Annotated in this window: 12 protein-coding genes; 8 read left to right on the forward strand and 4 right to left on the reverse strand. The window is 40.5% G+C overall.

What is annotated here, in order from left to right:
- Nucleotide 1: 1 nt before the first annotated feature.
- From ACZ5XX_RS02060 to nuoE, 3 genes are all read right to left on the reverse strand, one after another.
- Nucleotides 2–2,362: an OB-fold nucleic acid binding domain-containing protein gene (locus tag ACZ5XX_RS02060; RefSeq protein WP_464585125.1), complete on the reverse strand. Its 2,361-nt coding sequence runs from the start codon at nt 2,360–2,362 to the stop codon at nt 2–4.
- Between the two features lie 106 nt (nt 2,363–2,468).
- The gene (locus tag ACZ5XX_RS02065; RefSeq protein WP_464585129.1) at nt 2,469–4,304 is read right to left on the reverse strand and encodes an NADH-ubiquinone oxidoreductase-F iron-sulfur binding region domain-containing protein; all 1,836 of its coding nucleotides are present in this window, start codon (nt 4,302–4,304) and stop codon (nt 2,469–2,471) included.
- Between the two features lie 9 nt (nt 4,305–4,313).
- Nucleotides 4,314–4,760, reverse strand: coding sequence for an NADH-quinone oxidoreductase subunit NuoE (gene nuoE, locus ACZ5XX_RS02070; RefSeq protein ID WP_464585131.1), 447 nt, complete (start codon nt 4,758–4,760; stop codon nt 4,314–4,316).
- A 90-nt stretch (nt 4,761–4,850) separates the two neighbouring features.
- Between nuoE and fdhD the strand changes: the two genes are divergently transcribed.
- Nucleotides 4,851–5,600 carry a formate dehydrogenase accessory sulfurtransferase FdhD gene (gene fdhD, locus ACZ5XX_RS02075; protein WP_464585133.1) on the forward strand — a complete coding sequence of 250 codons (750 nt, stop codon included), beginning with the start codon at nt 4,851–4,853 and terminating at the stop codon, nt 5,598–5,600.
- Nucleotides 5,601–5,844: 244 nt separating this feature from the next.
- On the opposite strand, the gene hxlB is transcribed toward fdhD, so the two are convergent.
- A complete protein-coding gene (gene hxlB / locus ACZ5XX_RS02080; protein ID WP_464586146.1) occupies nt 5,845–6,429 on the reverse strand; it encodes a 6-phospho-3-hexuloisomerase in 585 nt (194 codons plus the stop codon).
- A gap of 99 nt (nt 6,430–6,528) precedes the next feature.
- On the opposite strand from hxlB, the gene ACZ5XX_RS02085 reads away from it, so the two are divergent.
- From ACZ5XX_RS02085 to ACZ5XX_RS02115, 7 genes are all read left to right on the forward strand, one after another.
- Nucleotides 6,529–7,380 carry a helix-turn-helix domain-containing protein gene (locus tag ACZ5XX_RS02085; protein ID WP_464585135.1) on the forward strand — a complete coding sequence of 284 codons (852 nt, stop codon included), beginning with the start codon at nt 6,529–6,531 and terminating at the stop codon, nt 7,378–7,380.
- 98 nt (nt 7,381–7,478) lie between these two features.
- Entirely contained in the window at nt 7,479–8,411 is a 933-nt protein-coding gene (locus ACZ5XX_RS02090; RefSeq protein WP_464585137.1) for a carbohydrate kinase family protein, read from the forward strand.
- A gap of 7 nt (nt 8,412–8,418) precedes the next feature.
- On the forward strand, nt 8,419–9,720 hold the full coding sequence (thiC, locus tag ACZ5XX_RS02095) for a phosphomethylpyrimidine synthase (protein WP_464585139.1): 1,302 nt from the start codon (nt 8,419–8,421) through the stop codon (nt 9,718–9,720).
- A gap of 29 nt (nt 9,721–9,749) precedes the next feature.
- Nucleotides 9,750–11,327: a lysine--tRNA ligase gene (gene lysS / locus ACZ5XX_RS02100; protein WP_464586148.1), complete on the forward strand. Its 1,578-nt coding sequence runs from the start codon at nt 9,750–9,752 to the stop codon at nt 11,325–11,327.
- Nucleotides 11,324–11,812, forward strand: coding sequence for a UGSC family (seleno)protein (locus tag ACZ5XX_RS02105; protein WP_464585141.1), 489 nt, complete (start codon nt 11,324–11,326; stop codon nt 11,810–11,812). The genes lysS and ACZ5XX_RS02105 overlap by 4 nt, the downstream gene beginning before the upstream one ends.
- Before the next feature lie 6 nt (nt 11,813–11,818).
- Nucleotides 11,819–12,889 carry a hypothetical protein gene (locus tag ACZ5XX_RS02110; RefSeq protein ID WP_464585143.1) on the forward strand — a complete coding sequence of 357 codons (1,071 nt, stop codon included), beginning with the start codon at nt 11,819–11,821 and terminating at the stop codon, nt 12,887–12,889.
- Between the two features lie 798 nt (nt 12,890–13,687).
- Entirely contained in the window at nt 13,688–15,784 is a 2,097-nt protein-coding gene (locus ACZ5XX_RS02115; RefSeq protein ID WP_464585144.1) for a PAS domain S-box protein, read from the forward strand.
- The last annotated feature ends 25 nt before the right edge of the window (nt 15,785–15,809 follow it).

Genomic DNA, 15,809 nt, shown 5'->3' on the forward strand with positions numbered 1-15,809 from the left:
TTTAAAATTTGATATCGACAATCTTTTTGGGATTGAATCTTAATTCCTCATTATATTCATCGAAATTCACATTTCCTATTACAGTTACATGTACACCATTGAGATCTTCAACTTTATCATGTAGAGCTCCTTCGTCGCCTGTCTTGTTAATCACGTCCACTATTTCCTCTGTTTTCATCCCTAACAATTTTTCGGCTTCTCTTCCAAAGAATGTTACCCTTATTTCCCCAGTCTCATCAGCAACCCGGCCAGGTATCATGAGTAGGTGGCGTGGTTCATCTATTGCTTCGCCACAGAAATTGCATATGTTTTCCTCGCCGATATCAAGGCGCGTGTTACACCTTGGACAACGATATGATATTATCCTGTCACCATAGAGGTCTGTTAATTCTCCCGAGATTTTCACATTCTCTGATTCTTCATCAAGATCACTTATATTCTTATATGGGTAGACCATTTCCTCTATTTCCTCAAAACTGGGTAAATCTTTAATTTCCCCTTTTATAACTTCTATTTGGGAATTCCGACCCAAGCTAAGCTCGAGGTTCTCATTCCTATATCTTACACGTGGGTTTTTTATTTTTACAGCATCTCCTATGTTGAGGGGTGTTTCTGCTTTCTCATCCCATAGTGTGACTCTTATGACGCCTGTGTCATCTGCCAACTCCATACTCCGAACTATACCCACACTATCCTCCCTCTGGAACTCCCTGGGCTCGTAAAGGTCGATTACCCTGCCAATAATCTTTATTCTTCTGTCATCCTCTTCTATCTCATCGATTTTCTTGGTGGTGTAGATAATGTCCTCAAGTTCTTCCATGGTTGGGAGCTTCTCCATGTCCTCTGGGAGGGGTTTCATTATCCTTGAGGTTTTACCCACACTTAGTTCGATATCATATAAGCCTAGGCGGATTCTCGCATTCTCTATTTTTATAGCGTCTCCCACATTTAATGATGTAGTTGCTTTCTCATCCCATAGTGTGACTCTTATGACGCCTGTGTCATCTGCCAACTCCATACTCCGAACTATACCCACACTATCCTCCCTCTGGAACTCCCTGGGATCTCCCAAGGATAATATGCGGCCGACCACATCAACTTCTTCCCCTTCTTCCTCCATTTCTAGTATTGAGGATATCTTCACGGGTTTTAAATGTTCCCTGTACTCTTTCAGGACTTTTATGAGTCCTGTGTCCTCTTCAGGGTTTATGATTATCCTAGTGTTCCAGTTTGTGTTTATACGATGGGATGATGTGTAATTGTCAAATTCAACATTCCCACCTTCTATTTTTATTATATCACCTTTTTTTATGTCTAGGTCGGCGTCTTCATGCCATAGTGTTACCCTAGCGGCTCCTGTATCATCCATTATCTCAAGTGATCTTAGGGAGCCTGTTGTCCCGTCAGCTCTTTCGAAGTTTATTTTATCATGAATTTTTGTAACTAGGCCGATTACATTCACATCCCTCTTCTCGTGGAGGTTTCCTATCTTTAATATTTTCTCTTCCACCTCCGGAACTTTGAAGTCGCCTTTTATAATCCTTGTAAGTCCATGATGTGTCAGGTAAACTTCTCCTTCTCTTTTTCTTGTCTGGGCGCCTAGTACTTTTATAGCGTCTCCTTCTTTCAATGGAAGTTTTTTGATAAGTTCTGTGTCCCTATTCCAAAGGGTATAGGTTATTTTCCCTGTTTCGTCTTTTAGTTCCATGGATGCGACTTTGCCTTCTTTACCATTCCTTTCGAAGGTTCTTACCCTCGATATGCGTGTTATCCTCGCTATTATATTGACTTCTTTGTTCTCTTCTCTGATATCGGCTATAGGTGTTATTTCCTCCTTGTATTCTGGGATGTTTGGGTGATCTGCCGGGTCTAATACCCTTATTGTGGCGCGGGGTTGTAGGTGTATTTCTTTTCTACCTGCGAAGCCTCCTCTCACTTGGAAACCTTCTATTTGGATTATGTCTCCTTCTTTGAATTTTTTTAATAACTTTATATTTGGTGTCCAGAATACTGCTCTTATTTTCCTGGTTTCATCTGCTAATAAGACATTCGCTACTTTCCCTTCTTTCCCGGCGCGGTTAATGAAGCTTCTTATATTGGATATTCTGAAGACTCTACCTATAATTTTAAGATTCCTATCAGCTCCTTCCATTTCCGCTATCTCAGCGATTTTATACTCTCTTTCTGATAATGGTTCGTTTTCTTGGTTCAGGTATTCCCCCACTATCATATGGGCTATGTCAACGTCATCCATGAAACCTACATCGTATTCTCTCTTTCTTTCTTCCAGCTGTTTTAGGAATTCTTCCTTTGAAATTTTATCTTTTATCTTTTCATATTCGTCTAATATTTCCTTTTTCATTGCTGTCCCTCAATAATATAATAATTGTTCTCCAACTAATAAAATTGGTGAGAGAGCATGTGAAAAGTATTATAATAAAAATTAATAACAAGATAATATATAAGTCTTATCCAGGACCTGGTACCTTCAGTATTGCACCTTCCCTACAAACATCCATACAAGAACCGCATTTCAAACACTTTACTTGGTCTATAAAGTGTGGTTCATTTTCCACTCCTACAATAGCATTATTTGGGCAAGCTTTTAAACAGGCCATGCACCCTGTGCACCGTTCCTTATCGATGAAGTAATGCATCAGCTCCCTACAATATGCCGCCGGGCACCTCTTATCCATGATATGTTCAACATATTCTTCCATGAAATATTTAAGGGTGGTAAGCACGGGATTCGGCGCGGTCTGGCCTAGTCCGCAAAGTGAAGCTGCTTTAACAGTCTCTGCAACCTCGTGGAGTGTTTCAATATCCTCTGGATTCCCATTTCCTTGGACTATATCATTAAGGATTAAGAGCATTTGTTGGGTTCCCAGGCGACAAGGTACACATTTGCCACAGGATTCCCTTTGTGTAAATTCAAGAAAGTAACGTGCGATTTCAACCATGCAAGAATTATCTGATAACACTACAAGGCCGCCGGATCCCATGATGGCCCCTGCTGAAGTGAGTGAATCATAATCAATTTCGGTGTCAATCATCGAAGCTGGAAGACAACCTCCTGATGGCCCCCCTATTTGAACAGCCTTTAAATTCTCCCCATTTTTTATACCACCACCTATATCAAATATGACTTCTTTGAGGGTTGTGCCAAGGGGCACCTCTATGAGGCCAGTTCTTTTAATATCTCCAACAAGTGAAAATGTTTTGGTGCCTTTACTTGATTCTGTACCCATTGAACTGAACTGTTCGACTCCTTCTTGGAATATTAATGAGATAGCTGCGAATGTTTCCACATTATTTATTACAGTGGGTTTGCCCCACAGGCCCTTTGTTGTTGGGAATGGCGGTCTCGTCCTTGGCATGCCCCTTCGGCCCTCAATTGATGCCATGAGCGCAGTCTCCTCACCACATACAAAGGCGCCCGCACCTTTTTTTATCACGATTTCGGTGTTTAGGAGGCCTATTTTTTCCAGGTCTTTCATGGCTTTCTTTAGTTTTTTCAGTGCTGCGGGGTATTCGGCTCTGCAGTAAATGTATGCTTTTTTTGCTTTGATTGTATGGGCTCCTATTAATATTCCTTCGAGTACAGAGTGTGGGTCGCCTTCAAGTAGTGAACGATTCATGAAGGCGCCTGGGTCTCCCTCATCCGCATTACATATAATATATTTTTCTTGGGAATTTGATTGTCTGCATAAGTTCCATTTTAGCCATGTTGGGAATCCTGCCCCGCCTCTTCCTCGTAAACCTGATTTTTTAATGGTGTTTATGATTTCATCAGCTCCCATTTCAAGAGCCTTTAAAAGGCCTGTGTAGCCTCCTGTTGCAAGATAATGATTTATATCCTCAGGGTTTATGAGACCGCATCTTCTGAGTATCTGGCGGGATTGCAGCCTCATAAAATCAGATTCGAAAAAACTACCCCCTGTTCCAGCCTCGTTTACATGTATTGTACCTAGGATATTCTCTTTGACTGTTTTGTCTTCCATGATATTCTCCTTGATGATTTTCTTGGCTAAGTTTTTGTTTACTGGACCATATAATACTCCTTCTTTTTTGCCTTTGAATATTCCTATGATGGGTTCTGCATAGCATGATCCTATGCACCCAACGGGTATTATTCTCGCTTCAATATTTTCTCTGGTTATCTCATCTTCTATTACTTTTGTGATTTCGTTTGCCCCGGCTGATATGCCACATGTGGCCGAGCCTATGAGAATGGCTGGAAGTTCTCCCTGGAAAATGGAGTAGTATTCTTTTTTTGCTTCTTGGACGAGTTCTTCAAAGTTCATATTGACACTCTATGACTTTTGTGGTAGTAGTCGTTTTATTTGTCTCGGCTTTATCTTTGATATTACTTTTTCGTTTATCATGATGCATGGTGCGAGTGAACAGCAACCGATGCACCCTACAGCTTCTAGGGAGTATTCATGGTCTGGGGTGGTGTCACCTTCTTTTATTTTGAGGTGTCTTTGGATGGTGTCTATTATCTGGTCAGAGCCTTTCACATGGCATGCCGTGCCTGTGCAGACTATCACATGTTTTCCACCCTTTGGTTTGAATCTAAATTGCGCATAGAATGTTGCAATACCATAAATTTGACCTTCACTAACCCCTGTGTACTTTGAAAGCTCCTTTAAAGCATTCTCTGGTAAGTAACCATATTCTTTTTGGATATCCTGGAGCACTGGGATGATATCTTCCCTTTTACCCTGATAGGATTCTAATATCTTCCTCAATCTTTGCATTAATAACCTCCCAATAGTGGCGAAGATTAACTCTTATCAAAATTTTATTCTCTTAGCTACTATATAATATCCTAAAGGAGAGGATGTTATATGAGATTATATAAGGATGTCATCGCTTTTAAAGTTGATGGAAAACCTGCTAGGGTCAAGGAAAGGGTTATTAAAGATTCAGAGATCCACCTTATAATAAATGGGATTTTATCAAGGCGCTTCTATGTTACTCCTAGTAATTTGAGAGAGTTTACAATAGGGTATCTTCTAGGTGAAGGTTTAATCGAGAAGGTATCCGACATAAAACTTTTAGACATAGATAGGGGGACCATAAATGTGGGAATAGATTTAAAGGATGAGAGTATGGCTAGGGAGTCTGTTGTAGGATCTGATAGCCTAGGTGGGTGGAGATATAGGATAGAATCTGTAAAAGAGATTAATTCTACATTTAGCATAACAAGTGATGAACTTTTTGAAGCATTTGATAGGCTAGTGAAAGGGGCCAGGTTATGGAAGATGACCGGCGGAGCCCATGTGGCCGCCCTCGTAAGTGGAGATAAATTCATACTTGCAGAGGATGTGAGTCGTCATGTCGCAGTAGATAAGATAATAGGGGCAGGTGCCCTTGAGATGGTTGATTTCACAGAAACTTTTATAGTTTATAGTGGTCGCATGCCAGCTGATATGCTCATAAAAGTTGCAAGGGTTGGTATACCCATCATAGCTTCAAATGCCGCTCCAACATATTCTGGTTACAAGGTTGCAGTGGATGCTGGCCTTACCATGATAGGATTTGTAAGGGATGAGAGATTTAACATTTACACCCATCCTGAGAGGATAAAGACCTGATTTAGTAGCCTATCAAGGAAGTGGACGATTAAACCCCCCCAAATATGAGAGTGGAAGGGTTTATACTCCCCATTGCCTGCAATAGATTCGCCTGAAAGTGGGTATTAAAGTAAAATACAAAAAATCAGGGAATGCAATTCATCGTATAGGAAGGCGATGGTGTGAACTTGACAGTGAGGGGGATAAGACCCCTACTAGATAGGTGATCTTTCATGGAGCCCCGGTCCATCAGGGTGGTTTATTTTCATTCAAAAACGTCATGCATTTCTTTCATGTCCTCTTCTTTTTTATTTAGTTTTTCCATTAGCTCTGCTATTAGCCCATCTAGGAACACTAGAGCAGATACTTCGAATAGCGTGCCCAGAGGCGCCTTTGAGTGATGTTCACCCTTCATCTGTCTTTTTATATAATTTTGTTCGCCATCTATTTTAGTTCTCCCTTTTACGGTTACGGTAAGGTCCGCGATTGATGAAAGGGACGATTTTGGATATGATGTTATGGCAATCACCTTTGAACCCCTATTCTTGGCTATATTAGCTGCTTTTATGATGTAACTTGTCTCCCCGGATCCTGAGATCGCTATCAGACAATCATCTTCTTTTATGGCTGGTGTTATGGTTTCTCCAACTACGAATACATTCATGCCTAAGTGCATTAGTCTCATTGCAAAGGCTTTTGCCACGAGCCCTGAACGTCCCAATCCGATCACAAATATCCTCTTGGAGGATGTTAAGATTTTAATTAATCTTTCTATGGTTTTTTCATCTATGCTTTTTGAAACTTCCTGGATATTTTTGATGATTAACTTGATAGCCTCTTTTATTATCAATCTTCGCACCTTACCCCCTTTTTATATGAGAAGTTCTCTAACTACATTTATAAGATTTGTTTTAAATCCATTATAAAAAATTTTATACTCCCGGTTAGTATGAAAGAAAAACCAATTGTTGGGATTTCCATAGATGGTGTTGAATTAGACCACAGATTACTCGAAATGTTAGAATGGGTTTCAAGGACGTGCTCCCAGAGAAGAGCAGCCAAAAAGGTTGGTATAACAGTCCAGGTATTTAATAGGCGCATACTAAAGTTCGAGGATAAACTAGGATTCAAGTTAGTTAAAAGTAGTAAAAGCGGTTCTGAACTCACACCAGAAGGTGCCAGGATCCTTAAAAAGTACCAGGAATACAAAAACCTCCTAAAGGAGGGTGAAAGGATCCTGATAGCGGCAGGTTACATATCCTCACAGCTTATGGGGGCGCTGATTGAAGTTTATGGATTAGACGCGGCACTATACACTTGTACCGACGATGAAGCGTTCCATCTTTCAAAAAAATGCAGATTGGACCTAATAGCATTAGATGATCCCATCATAGCATTCAGAAACAACCTAGACTTCATACCAATCGCCTATGACCACCTAGCGCTCATACCAGGAGACGAAATCCAAAACATCAAGGAACTTAACAATGCCAGGTTCGTCGCTGTGGAAAACTCCTCACAAAGACTAGCCTGGAGAATACTAAGAGAAAATGGCATAAAATTCAAGATCACAAAAAAGGTTAAATCACCATTCCAAGCATTCCAGATAGTGCAAGATAACCCAAAACTTCACACTTTCCTAAACGCCAGCAAATTCCCAGGAAACAACATACTAAAGGATGAAACAAGACACGTGATAAGCATAATACCATTCAATGAACGCATAAACGACTTCATAGACTTCATATTCAACAAAGGACAATCCACAATCCAAAAAGAAGGATTTGAAAGTATCAAGTAAAAAAGTGAAAGATTAATATAACCAGTAACCAAATACCCCCATATCTCCCCAACACCAGATAAGGATCTGTTTTCCCAACCATTTGCAAGGTGATTTTCTTGAATGAAAGGGACCTACTAGCTATCGGACACACAGCCATCGATTATATAATCCAAATAGATGAATTCCCACCACCCAACTCATCAGTAACCATAAAAAAAATGAAAAAAATGCATGGCGGCGCCGCTGCAAACGTCGCAATAGTCGGATCCTCCCTCAACCTCAAAACCTCACTAGTATCAGCGGTAGGGGGAGACTTCATAGGATCAGGATATCACAAAAAATTGAAAGAATTCAAAATAGACACAGACTCTATGATCATCATAGAAGATGAAAGCACGCCAACAGCATTCATAATGACAAACTCCAAAAAAGACCAGATAAGCTACTTCTACTGGGGAGCGGCCAAAAATTTCAAAAACACCGAAGTACCATACCAGGCAATACAAAAAGCCCGCGCAGTCCACCTTGCCACGGGCGACCCATCATTCAACGGCAAATGCGGAGAAATCGCGCGAAAGGAAGACAAACTCATATCATTCGACCCAGGACAAGACCTCCACCTCTATACAAAAAAACAACTAGAAAAGGTAATAAGATTAACTGACATACTATTCGGCAACCACTTCGAAATAGACAGAATACAAAAAAGACTCTCAATGAACATAAAGAAACTACAAGAAATCGGCCCCCATATAATAGTGAAAACCTATGGAAAACAGGGAAGCATAATATATGCAGAAGAAAAAATAAAAATAGGCGCCGTAGTTTGCAAAGCAACCGACCCCACTGGCGCCGGGGACTCGTATCGTGCAGGTTTCTTACGAGCCTACCTTGAAGGGGCCAACCTCGAAACATGTGGAAAATTCGCATCCACGGTAGCATCCTTCATAGTAGAAGCCGAAGGCACACAAACTAACATACCAGACTACGAAATGGTAAAAAACCGGTATGAAAATTATTGGAATGAAAAATTAAAACTCAGAGGGTGAACATCCCATGACGCAAATGGACAAAGCAAAAAAAGGTATCATAACAGAAGAAATGAAAACCATCGCCAAAGAAGAAAACGTCTCAGAAGATTTTATAAGAAGGGGCGTGGCTAATGGTAGGATAATCATACCAAGCAACATTAACAGGGAAGTAAAACCCGTTGGTATCGGTGAAGGACTCAGGACGAAGGTAAACGCGACAATAGGAACCTCCACAGACATAGTAGACCTTAAAATGGAGGAGGAAAAGGCAGAAATCGCGATCAAAAACAAAGCCGACACTCTAATGGAACTATCAGTCGGAGGCGACCTCGACAAAATCAGAAAGAGAATCCTCGAAATCTCCCCGATACCCGTAGGCAGCGTACCAGTATACCAGGCAGCCATAGAAACCATAAGAAAAAAAGGCGCCGCCATATACATGGACGAAGACATACTATTCAAAACCATAGAAAAGCAAGCAAAAGATGGCATAGACTTCATGGCCATACACTGCAGCATAAACATGGAAACCCTCAAAAGATTAAAAAGGCAAGGCCGTGAAGGCGGCCTAGTGAGCAGGGGCGGAGCATTCATATCAGCATGGATAGTTGAAAACGAAACAGAAAACCCTCTCTACAAAGATTTCGATTATATCTTAGAAATAGCGAAAGAACACGACTTCGTATTATCACTCGCAAATGGCATGCGTGCAGGGGCTATTGCAGACGCAACTGACCGTGCACAAGTCCAAGAACTCATAATACTCGGAGAATTAATCGACAAGAGTAGAGAAGTTGGAGTCCAGGCCATGGTAGAAGGTCCTGGTCACATACCATTAGATGAAATAAAAGCAAATGTAATACTACAAAAAAAATTATGCAAGGGAGCCCCATTCTACATGTTAGGGCCTATTGTCACTGACATAGCAGCCGGCTATGATCATATCGTGGCTGCTATAGGAGCAGCTGCATCAGCGGCTGCGGGTGCTGATTTTATCTGTTATGTCACACCAGCAGAACACCTCGCATTACCATACCCAGAGGATGTTAAAGAAGGTGTTATAGCCACGAGAATAGGAGCATATGTAGGTGACATGTCCAAAGGGATACACAATGGTGAAAAAGATCTTTTAATGGCTAATGCACGTAAAAGACTGGACTGGGAGGCACAATTTAATGTTTCCATGTGCCCGGCAGATGCGAGGAGAATAAGGGAAGAAAGGCCCCCAGAAGACCCTGACACTTGTACAATGTGTGGAGAATACTGTGCAGTGAAGATAGTGAATGAATGGCTTGAAAACGCACAAGAAGATATATTCACAGATTAAACCTTCCATCCTTGGGGTTGGTGATGGAATTGAAGCACTGGGTTGAAAGGATAGCAGACAACCTTAAGAAAATGGACATAAAAGAGCACATAATCGCTAGTGGAACATCCATTTCAGGGGCTATACATATTGGGAATTCATGTGACGTTTTCATAGCCAATGCCATATCAAGGAGTTTAATAGAAAATGATATAAAAGCCAAAACCGTCTGGGTGGCTGATGATCATGACCCACTCCGTAAAGTACCATATCCATTACCTGAAAGTTTCAACAAGTATCTTGGTGTGCCATATTCCATGATACCATGCCCCAGGGACTGTTGTGAAGGATTTGTAGAACACTTCCAAAGACCATTCTTGGAAAGTCTCGAAAAATTCAACATAGAACTTGAAGCATATTCAGGAGCCCAAATGTACAAGGACGGTTTATACAATGAATATATCCGCCTCTCTCTGGAAAGAGCACCAGAGATAAGACAAATATTCAATAAGTATCGGGAAAATCCGCTCCCAGATGACTGGTTACCTTATAATCCCATCTGTAACGAGTGTGGAAGGATAAACACAACCTATGCCAAAGACTTCCAAGGAGATACCGTCTACTATGATTGTAAATGCGGATTTAGTGGTGAGATGGATATTAAATCTGGATTGGGTAAACTTACATGGAGAGTGGAATGGGCCGCGCGATGGAAAATTTTAAATGTTACCTGCGAACCCTTTGGCAAGGATCATGCAGCAAGCGGAGGATCCTATGATGTCAGCAGCAGAATATCCAAGGAAATATTCGATTACCCCCCACCATATCCCGTGCCATATGAGTGGATAACCCTCAAAGGAGAAGCCATGTCAAAATCCAAGGGCGTATTCTTCACACCAGGACAATGGTTGGAAATAGGACCCCCAGAGAGCCTGAACTATTTCATATTCAGGAGCAAACCAATGAAACATAAAGATTTCAACCCCGAAATGCCATTTTTAGACCTGATGGACCAGTTCGACCGCACAGAAAGAATATATTATGCCATGGAATCCGCCGCATCAGAAAAGGAAGAAGAAAAATTGAAGGGGATCTACAAGGCTTCCATGATACAAGAATTTGAAGACTTGCCATTACGTCCATCCTACAGGTTCATGACAGTAGCATGTCAAATAGCCGGCGAAGACCTTGAAAGAATCTATAAAATCCTCAAAAAGAACTCACAATTACCCCCAGGATTTGGTGACAAAAGCTTAGATGATCTGAAGGACTTTCAAAGAGAACAGCTCATTGAAAGAATAAGACATGTGCAAAATTGGCTGAGGAAATACGCTCCAGAGATGGTTAAATTCCAAGTACAAGAGAAAATACCACCAGTAGAACTCTCAAAAGAACAAAAAGCATTCCTCAACGAAGTCGCTGATACAATAAAAGAAAAAAGTTTAACCCCCAAAGAACTCCACGACGAAATATATAATATATTGAGAAAACATGGCCTAAAACCCAGAGAAGCATTCCAGGCCATCTACAAGGTACTTATAGGGAAAAAGATGGGTCCAAGGGCAGCATCATTCCTCTTATCCCTTGACAAAGAATTCATCATAAAAAGATTAAAACTGATAGAATGAAGATCTTGAATCCCCTTGCAGAAACAGAAAAACAAAAGACCAAAATAAACAAGATAGAAAAAATAGAAAGAATTTCCCTAATCAACAACACCAAACCCAATGCAGATACTATACTCGAAGAAATCGTAAAAAACCTAAATAGTATAAGAATTTTAAAATTCACTAAACCGGCGGGGGCCCCAGCACCAGACCATGAAATACAAAAAGCAAACCAAGCAAACTTGTGCATATTAGCCCTTGGAGATTGCGGTTCTTGCACAACATGGCTCATACTAGACGCCATGCGCCTCGAAAAACTTGGAACCCCGACTATCACCATCTGCTCAGACAAGTTTAGCAAATTCGCAAAGGAACTAGCCACAGCACACGGAGCGGACAACATTAGAATAGCCAAGATAAAACATCCAATAGCAGGCCTAAAAAAGGATGAGATAATCAAGAAAACAAGACAGACAATAGAAGAGGTCAAAAAGTTCATTGGGTGAACTGTGATGAAAGGATGCGAATGCTCTATCAACTACAAACCCGACTCCCTAGAAAAGATAAACCTAGAGTTTTACCAGAAAGGATTCACTGATGGCCTCCCTATTATACCACCCACGCCAGAAAGAGTGGAAAGATTTTATGAATATTCGTCAAGGGATCCGAGTGAAGTTATAGCAGTTTTACCCCCACGAAACGGTAAAGCAACCATTGAAAAGATCGCAATAAACGCGGTTATGGCGGGATGCCCACCCCAATTAATGCCATTCATCGAACAAGCCATCATAGCCATAGCAGATGAAAAATTCAATTTGGCAGCGATAAACGCAACAACGCATCCAATAGCAGCCGCAATAATAGTTAACGGTCCAATAGCAGACGAAATAGGATTTAATTGTTCAACAGGATGCCTCGGCCCCGGGAATCTCTACAATGCAACACTTGGAAGAGCCCTCAGACTCTGCTTGATTAACATAGCAGGGGCCATGCCAGGAATCGGAGACCATGCAACCATGGGATCCCCAGCAAAGTACACTTACTGTCTCGCAGAAAATGAAGATGAAAGTCCATGGGACCCATTACATGTTGAAAGAGGATTCCCAGAAAATTCAACAACAGTAACAGTAATGGGTGCAGAAGCACCTTACAACGTAAACGATCATAGAAGCACCAAGTCAGAGGACATATTGGACACCATAATAGATACGATATCAACAGCAGGTTGCAATAATAGTCACGTCCCCGGTGAAATATTGGTTATAATGGGCCCGGAACATGCAAGGGCCATTGCATTTGAAGGTTGGGAAAAAGATGATGTAAAGGATTATATACATGAGAATGCGATGGTGCCCTTGAACCTAGCTGAGAGGGGTGGTCGAGCACTCGACAAAAGGCATGTAAAGGATGGTATGGTGAAAATAACACGCTCAAAGGATGATGTGGTGATAGTGGTCGCTGGAGGGGCTGGTAGACACACACTAGTCGCCCCAGGATTCGGTGAATCATCAAAATCCATTACAAGAGCTTTAAAATTAAAAAATGGATCCTATGCAACTTCCATGAAAGATTATATGGAATAAGAAAGAGAATAACATTCACCCGCCATAAGATGCTAAAGCCTAATATCGAAAAATTGACCAGTCCCATACATTCGGAAATAGCCACTTCCCCTAGTTAAGGGAGACTTTTCAATCCTTGTTTATTTTTTGGGTCGTGAGGGGAAGAAACTGCTCATATTAGGCTTCTTCCTTTACAACACTTTACTAATATAACTTTTTTGTGTAAACATTTTTCTCTCGTATATTGTCTCTTTCAATGGCTTCTATTTACCAATATAATTTCTTCTGTGTAAACTCCCATTGGGGAGGCTTTACGGTCCAATCCTCACAGATTATACTTTAACACTCGGGTTGCTGATAGCCCCCCACTTCCATATTGTGGGATACGGTGGGATTGTTTTAAATTAAAATATAAGACCATGTCCCCTGTGTGGGGCTGTGTAAGGCCCTTGAAAATTCGTGGAAAGAAGGATCCCTTCTAAGTGAAGGAGAAAAAAAACACCTAAAAGCCAGGTTAGAGTAATTCAGATTCTGTATTGTGGAGGGTTTCCCATTTTAGATTCTTCACAAATCCACGCCTCCGATGGGAGAGCACTTCTGCCTTGAAATGAACCAAAGGAATATTTCGAATAGGATCCTATGTAACCTTGATTTGACATGAATGGATAAAAACCATGATAAAATTGATGAACTAATTGAAAATTTCCATTTTCGAAGTGGGGATAACATCTGCCTTGATCTCTAAAAACATTTAAAAAAGGTAATGAATAATAGGAAATATACACAATAATATATTTTATTATAAAGGGTGGGGGTAGATTGAAGATTCTTCTGCTTAATTGTGCTGAACTTAAGGTTTCAGATTTAGAGCAGAAGCTTGAAGCCCTTGGTTTTAGTGTTGATGTTGCTAGTAGTGTTGAAGAAGTTATGGTAATGGGGCTTAAAACTGACTTGTTTCTTGTGTATACTACCCCTACTAAGGATATAAGATGGAGTGGTAAACTTAAAGACCTTAACCTGCACCCTGTATACTTGATCGATTTAGAGGAGGTTAATATCCAGAAGGCCATTTTAGTTCCTCCTCATATTCATATAGGCAAGCCATTTGATGTTAAAGAGCTTAAAACCGCCATGGACTTAGTACTTGATATGATGAGTGAATTGAAAGAAGAAAGGGAGCGTTATAGAAACCTGTTTAAGTATACTGGCAGGTGCGTGGCGGTTTATGAGGCCATTGACAACGGTAAGGATTTTGTCTTCAAGGATTTTAATCCTGCTGCTGAACACGCTGAGCAAGTGAAAAAGGAAGATGTTCTTGGCAGAAGAGTGACTGAAGTGTTTCCAGGAGTGAAAAATTTTGGCCTATTAGACGTTTTCAGGAGAGTGTACAAAACGGGCCAGCCGGAACATTTTCCCATGGCCCATTATAAAGACGAGAGAATCAGCGGATGGCGGGATAATTTCGTATATAAGTTACCCACAGGGGAAATAGTGGCAGTATATGAAGATCTAACCGAATATAAGCAATTAAAGGAGGAAATTAAAAAGAAAGAAGAATTATATAGGAGTATATTCGAGAATACTGGTACTGCGACAGTTATCATAGATGAAGACAGTACAGTATTACTAGCCAACAAAGAATCCGAAAAACTTAGTGGATATTCTAAAAAGGAATTAGAAGGTGAAAAAACTTGGGAAGATTTTGTAGTAGAAGAAGACTTGAAAAGGATGAAGAAATATCATGATCTGCGCAGAAAAGATCCTAGCCTGGCACCTAGAAAATATACTTTCAGATTACGTGACCGCCAAGGGAATATCAAACACATACAAGTAAACGTGGGCATGATCCCAAGGACAAAGAAGAGCGTGGCCTCACTCATCGATATCACTGAACTTAAAGAGGCTAAAAGGAGAATTGAAGAGAGTGAGGAAAGGTACCGGGCTGTTGTGGAAACAGCCCCCAACGGCATAATAGTACTGGATAAAAATGGGAGGATACTTGAAGTTAATAAAAAGGCATTAAAACTTTCAGGGTTCAAAAGAGAAGACCTAATAGGTAAAAACATTATAAGAATACTCCCCAAGATCAAATTAGACCCCGAGGAGATAATATCAGGCCTTAAACTGGCTATAAAAGGGGAAAAACCCGATAAGAAGGTTAGAACCTTCACAAATTTGAAGGGTGAAAAGATTTCATTCATAGAACATCATTCAGTTCTAGAGAAAAATGGTGAAGTAGTAGGCTTATCAGTTATCATAGAAGATGTTACTGAACGTTGTAAAGCAGAAAAGAAGATCAAAGAGTCCCTCAAAGAAAAAGAGACGCTCTTAAGGGAAATACATCACCGTGTTAAAAACAACTTACAAATCATCAGCAGCCTACTAAACCTCCAATTCAACAAAATAAAAGGAGAAGAAGTCCACAGATTACTCAAAGAAAGCCAAGGAAGAATACAAGCAATGACAATGATACACGAACACCTTTACCAATCCGAGACATTAACCCATATCAATTTCAAAGAATACACAAAAAGAATAATAGATAATATATTCCTCTCCTATAAAGCCAAAATTAAAAAGAAACTAGAAATCCAGGATATAAAACTAGATATAGACACCGCGATACCACTTGGCCTAATCATCAACGAGCTTATAACCAACAGTATAAAATATGCGTTCCCAACTGGAGAAGGTACTATAACAATAAAACTCACAACCAATGATGATAACATAGAACTAATAGTGGCTGATGATGGAATAGGCTTGCCAGAAAGCATAGATTTGGAAAAAACAGAAACCTTAGGCCTAAAACTAGTGAACATCCTAACAAAACAAATCGATGGAAAAATAACCCTCAAAACAGGCCAGGGCACGCAATTCAAAATAATATTCAAAGACAAGCCCCGAAAAAGGTGAAAATATCCATTAGTTGGGGGGGAAC

Source organism: Methanothermobacter crinale (assembly GCF_055397825.1).

Coding starts and splice junctions, on each gene's coding strand:
- ACZ5XX_RS02060 (WP_464585125.1), bottom strand. CDS start 2,362: ATGAAAAAGGAAATATTAGACGAATATGAAAAGATAAAAGATAAAATT.
- ACZ5XX_RS02065 (WP_464585129.1), bottom strand. CDS start 4,304: ATGAACTTTGAAGAACTCGTCCAAGAAGCAAAAAAAGAATACTACTCC.
- nuoE (WP_464585131.1), bottom strand. CDS start 4,760: ATGCAAAGATTGAGGAAGATATTAGAATCCTATCAGGGTAAAAGGGAA.
- fdhD (WP_464585133.1), top strand. CDS start 4,851: ATGAGATTATATAAGGATGTCATCGCTTTTAAAGTTGATGGAAAACCT.
- ACZ5XX_RS02085 (WP_464585135.1), top strand. CDS start 6,529: ATGAAAGAAAAACCAATTGTTGGGATTTCCATAGATGGTGTTGAATTA.
- thiC (WP_464585139.1), top strand. CDS start 8,419: ATGACGCAAATGGACAAAGCAAAAAAAGGTATCATAACAGAAGAAATG.
- ACZ5XX_RS02105 (WP_464585141.1), top strand. CDS start 11,324: ATGAAGATCTTGAATCCCCTTGCAGAAACAGAAAAACAAAAGACCAAA.
- ACZ5XX_RS02110 (WP_464585143.1), top strand. CDS start 11,819: ATGAAAGGATGCGAATGCTCTATCAACTACAAACCCGACTCCCTAGAA.